A 4,103-nucleotide genomic window follows, 5' to 3' on the forward strand; every position below is an offset into this window, starting at 1 on the left:
GAGGGGCTTCGGGGGCACTGCCACTGGCGCCTGCCCGTGGGCCGGAGCGGGCGTGTCGCGGTGGGTCACGTAATAGAGGCGTCCGAAGGCCAGCAGCGCTACTAGCATCAACAGGAGCGTATGGGGCGGGAAGCGGCGCACGAGCAAACTCCTTGATTCCAACCGGGACCGGGGGTTATCAGCGCCCGCGAGTTCCATCCGCAAAATAGACGGAGGCGTGTGTGGCTGAGACTTTCGACGTGGTGATCATCGGCTCGGGTCCTGGCGGCTATGTGGGCGCCATCCGCGCGGCCCAGCTTGGGCTGAAGACGGCCATCATCGAGAAGGACAAGCGCCTGGGCGGCACCTGTCTGCATCGCGGATGCATCCCCACCAAGTCGCTCCTGTGGACCGCGTCGCTCTTCCATCACATCAAGGAAGCGGCGGACTTCGGCATCGACACGGCGAACCCCACCGTCAACTGGGCCAACGCCCAGAAGCACAAGGACAAGGTCGTCACCAAGGGTGCCAACGGCATCGACTTCCTGATGAAGAAGAACAAGATCACGGTCGTGAAGGGCCATGGTCGCATCAGCGGGAAGGGCAAGGTGGAGGTGACGGCGGAGGACGGCTCCAAGCAGACGCTGGAGACGAAGAACATCATCATCGCCACGGGCTCCGTGCCCAAGTCCCTGCCGAACGTGCAGGTGGACCACAAGCGGGTGATGAACAGTGACTCCATCCTGACCATCGACCGCATCCCCAAGAGCATCATCGTCCTGGGCGCGGGCGCGGTGGGCTGCGAGTTCGCCTCCGTGTTCAACCACGTGGGCAGCAAGACGGCCATCGTGGAGTACATGCCGGCGCTCCTGCCCATCGAGGATGCGGACATCTCCAAGGAGCTGGACAAGATCTTCCGCCGCCGCGGCATCGACGTGCACACCGGCGCGAAGGTGGAGAAGGTGGAGCACACGGCGGACGGCGTGCGCGTCACCATGACCGTGGGCAGCGAGACGAAGACGCTGGAGGCCGAGATCCTCCTGTCGGCGGTGGGCCGCGCGCCCGTCACCGAGGACGTGGGCCTCAACAAGACGTCCATCCAGACCGACCGCGGCTTCGTCAAGGTCGACACGCTCTGCCGCACCACCGAGCCGAACGTCTACGCCATCGGTGACGTCATCCCGACGCCGATGCTCGCGCACATGGCCAGCGCCGAGTGCGTGATGGTGGTGGAGCACATCGCCGGGAAGAACCCCGCGCCCATCAACTACGACCTGACCCCGTCGGCCACGTACTGCTACCCCGAGGTGGCGTCGGTGGGCCTCACGGAGAAGAAGGCCAAGGAGCGCGGCTACGACGTGAAGGTGGGCATCGCCCCCTTCGGCGCCGTCACCAAGTCGGCCATCTCCAACGAGTCCATCGGCCTGATCAAGATCGTCTCCGACAAGAAGTACGACGAGGTGCTGGGCATCCACATCATCGGGCCCCACGCGACGGAGCTGCTCGCGGAGGCGTGCGTCTCCATGAAGCTGGAGATCACCACCGAAGAGCTGGCCCACACCATCCACGCCCACCCGACGCTCTCGGAGATCATGCACGAGGGCGCCGAGGCCACGCTGGGCCACCCGCTGCACTTCTAGCGGGACTGGCGTTCGCGGCGGCCCGGGCTTCGGCCAGGGCCGCCGTAGAGTGCCTGGAGTGAGGCCGCCACGGCGGCCAGCCGTTGTCGCAGCGCCTCCGGGGCGAGCACCTCCACGCCGCCCCCGAGCGTGCAGAGCTGGGAGACCGCGATGGACTCCCGTTCGAAGTTCAACGTCACCTTCCGCTTCCCACCGCGTGCCGCGGGCGCCGCCTTGAGCCGCTCACCGTCGGCCGGGGGACGCACCTGGCGCAGCGCCGCTTCCCCTTCCGCCGTGAAGCGCAGCGTGACGTCGTAGCGGGGTCGCTCGACGGCGAACCTCGCGCACCAGTCCTTCCAGAACGTGGGCAGGTCGAAGCCCGGCGGGCGGGTGAAGCCCTGGGTGCGCAGCCGCACGCCGCCGATGCGCGCGCCCCGGAAGACGCGGGGGCCCTGATCCGTCCCGGCGACGAGGTACCAGCGGTCCGCCTTGATGACGAGCCCGTACGGCTCCACCACTCGGCGGGAGGGCGCCCCGTCGAAGTCCTGGTACGTCAGCGACACGCTCCGGTCCTGCCACGCGGCGTCGCGCAGCGTGCCCAGGTGCGGCACGAGTTCGCGGCCGGTGAACCAGCTGGAGGCGTCCACGTGGAGCCGCTGACGTGCGTGCTCCAGCGCGGGCTGCTGGAGGGCGGGGAGCGCGGCGGCCAGCTTCACCAGGCCCGTGCGCAGCGGCGCGGACAGGCCCAGGTCGTCCAGGGCGCCCGGCGCTCCCACGGTGGCCAGGGCCTGCAGCTCCGGGCGGGTGAGGCCGGTGAGCTGCGTGCGCCAGCCCTCCATCAGCGCCACGCCCCCCGCCGCGCCGCGCGTGGCGTACACGGGGACTCCCGCCGTGGACAGCGCGTCCAGGTCGCGGTGCACGGTGCGCCCGGACACCTGGAGCTCGCGGGCGAGCTGGTTCACGGTGCTCCGGGGCCGCGACTGCAGGCGCATGAGCAGGTGCATGAGTCGGTCGGCGCGCATGGGTTTGGCCCTCCAGGACTGCATGGCGTGAGGCTTCCAACAGCGCGTGCAGCTTCGTGCGGCAATCATGACAGGGGTTGTCAGGATTGGGGGCGCAGGGTGGGGACAGAAAAGGAGCACCACCATGAAGCCACTTGAAGGACAGGTTGCCCTGGTCGCGGGCGCGACGCGGGGCGCGGGCCGGGGCATCGCGACGATGTTGGGGGAGGCGGGCGCCACGGTGTACTGCACCGGCCGCAGCGTGCGCGGGCGGCTGGCGAGCGGGGACTCGCGGCCGGAGACGATTGAAGAGACGGCGGAGCTCGTCACCTCGCACGGAGGCAAGGGCATCGCGGTGCGGGTGGATCACTCGGTGGAAGCGGAGGTGGAGGCGCTGTGCGAGCGCATCCGCGCGGAGGCGGGAAGGCTGGATGTGCTCGTCAACGACATCTGGGGCGGGGAGTCACTGATGGAGCTGGGCACGCCGTTCTGGAAGCAGTCGCCCCAGAAGGCCCGGCTGATGTTCGAGCGCGCCGTCTTCACCCACGTCGTCACCAGCCGCCACGCGGTGCCGCTGATGGTGGAGCGGGACCGGGGGCTCATCGTGGAGGTGACGGACGGGGACTCGTTCGGGTACCGGGGCAGCGTCGCCTACGACGTGACGAAGATGGCCGTCATCCGGCTGGCCTTCGCGATGTCGCGCGACCTGCGCCGCACGAACGTCACCGCGCTCGCGGTGACGCCGGGCTTCCTGCGCTCGGAGGAGATGTTGGCCCACTTCGGGGTGACGGAGGCGAACTGGCGCGACGCGGCGAAGAAGACCCCGGACTTCATCGCGTCGGAGACGCCCGCGTACGTGGGCCGCGCGGTGGCGGCGCTCGCGGCGGATCCGGGGGTGAAGGCGCGGGCGGGGCGCGTCGTCGCGTCGTGGACGCTGGCGCGCGAGTTCGGCTTCACCGACCTGGATGGCTCCCAGCCGCACTGGGCCGAGCACTTCGAGAAGGCCTACGGGAAGCCGTACACCGTCGCGGATGACGCGGCCTATGCGTCGTGGCTCGGGGGCTCCATCGAGACGGTGGCCCCGGACTGGCCTGTCTACTGAAGGCAGGACGCACACCCCGGGCCATCCCCGTGGCCCGGGCAAAGCGATATGGTCCGCCCTGAGAGGGCGCTCACATGGCGAAGGGGCAGAGCAGGAACGGCGGGCCGGAGCGCGTCGACGAGACCCGCGTCGCGCCGCTCGACGACCTGGACGCGCAGGAGGAAATCCGGACCGAACAGACCCGGAGGCCCGTGCCGCCGACCTTGGAGCCGGAGGAGGAGCCCGAGGAGACCCGGCCCATGTCGCCCACGACGGGTCGGAAGTCCTGGGGCAACCAGACCCGCGTCGCCCCCACCACGGGCGCGGACCTGCGCGCGTCCGAGCTCGCCGGGTACGAGGCCCGCCTGAGCCCGCCCCCTGTTCCCGACGAGGACCTGGTCCCGGAGACCCGCGTGTCGGAGC

At 69.9% G+C, this 4,103-nt stretch carries 4 protein-coding genes; 3 read left to right on the top strand and 1 reads right to left on the bottom strand.

All coding sequences use genetic code 11. The annotated features are described in order from the left end of the window. Nucleotides 1-221: 221 nt before the first annotated feature. A complete protein-coding gene (gene lpdA, locus D7V97_RS40745; protein ID WP_120615945.1) occupies nucleotides 222-1,619 on the top strand; it encodes a dihydrolipoyl dehydrogenase in 1,398 nt (465 codons plus the stop codon). Here the strand turns inward: lpdA and D7V97_RS40750 are convergent. Continuing rightward, a complete protein-coding gene (locus D7V97_RS40750; RefSeq protein WP_120615946.1) occupies nucleotides 1,616-2,620 on the bottom strand; it encodes a YafY family protein in 1,005 nt (334 codons plus the stop codon). The genes lpdA and D7V97_RS40750 overlap by 4 nt on opposite strands. Nucleotides 2,621-2,744: 124 nt before the next feature. On the opposite strand from D7V97_RS40750, the gene D7V97_RS40755 reads away from it, so the two are divergent. Further along, the gene (locus tag D7V97_RS40755) at nucleotides 2,745-3,701 is read left to right on the top strand and encodes an SDR family oxidoreductase (protein WP_120615947.1); all 957 of its coding nucleotides are present in this window, start codon (nucleotides 2,745-2,747) and stop codon (nucleotides 3,699-3,701) included. 74 nt (nucleotides 3,702-3,775) lie between these two features. After that, nucleotides 3,776-4,103, top strand: a 328-nt coding sequence (locus D7V97_RS40760) for a hypothetical protein (protein WP_147445192.1), incomplete at its 3' end; no start/stop codon positions are given.

Source organism: Corallococcus sp. CA053C, assembly GCF_003611675.1.
GTDB lineage: Bacteria > Myxococcota > Myxococcia > Myxococcales > Myxococcaceae > Corallococcus.

Coding starts and splice junctions, on each gene's coding strand:
- D7V97_RS40750 (WP_120615946.1), bottom strand. CDS start 2,620: ATGCGCGCCGACCGACTCATGCACCTGCTCATGCGCCTGCAGTCGCGG.
- D7V97_RS40755 (WP_120615947.1), top strand. CDS start 2,745: ATGAAGCCACTTGAAGGACAGGTTGCCCTGGTCGCGGGCGCGACGCGG.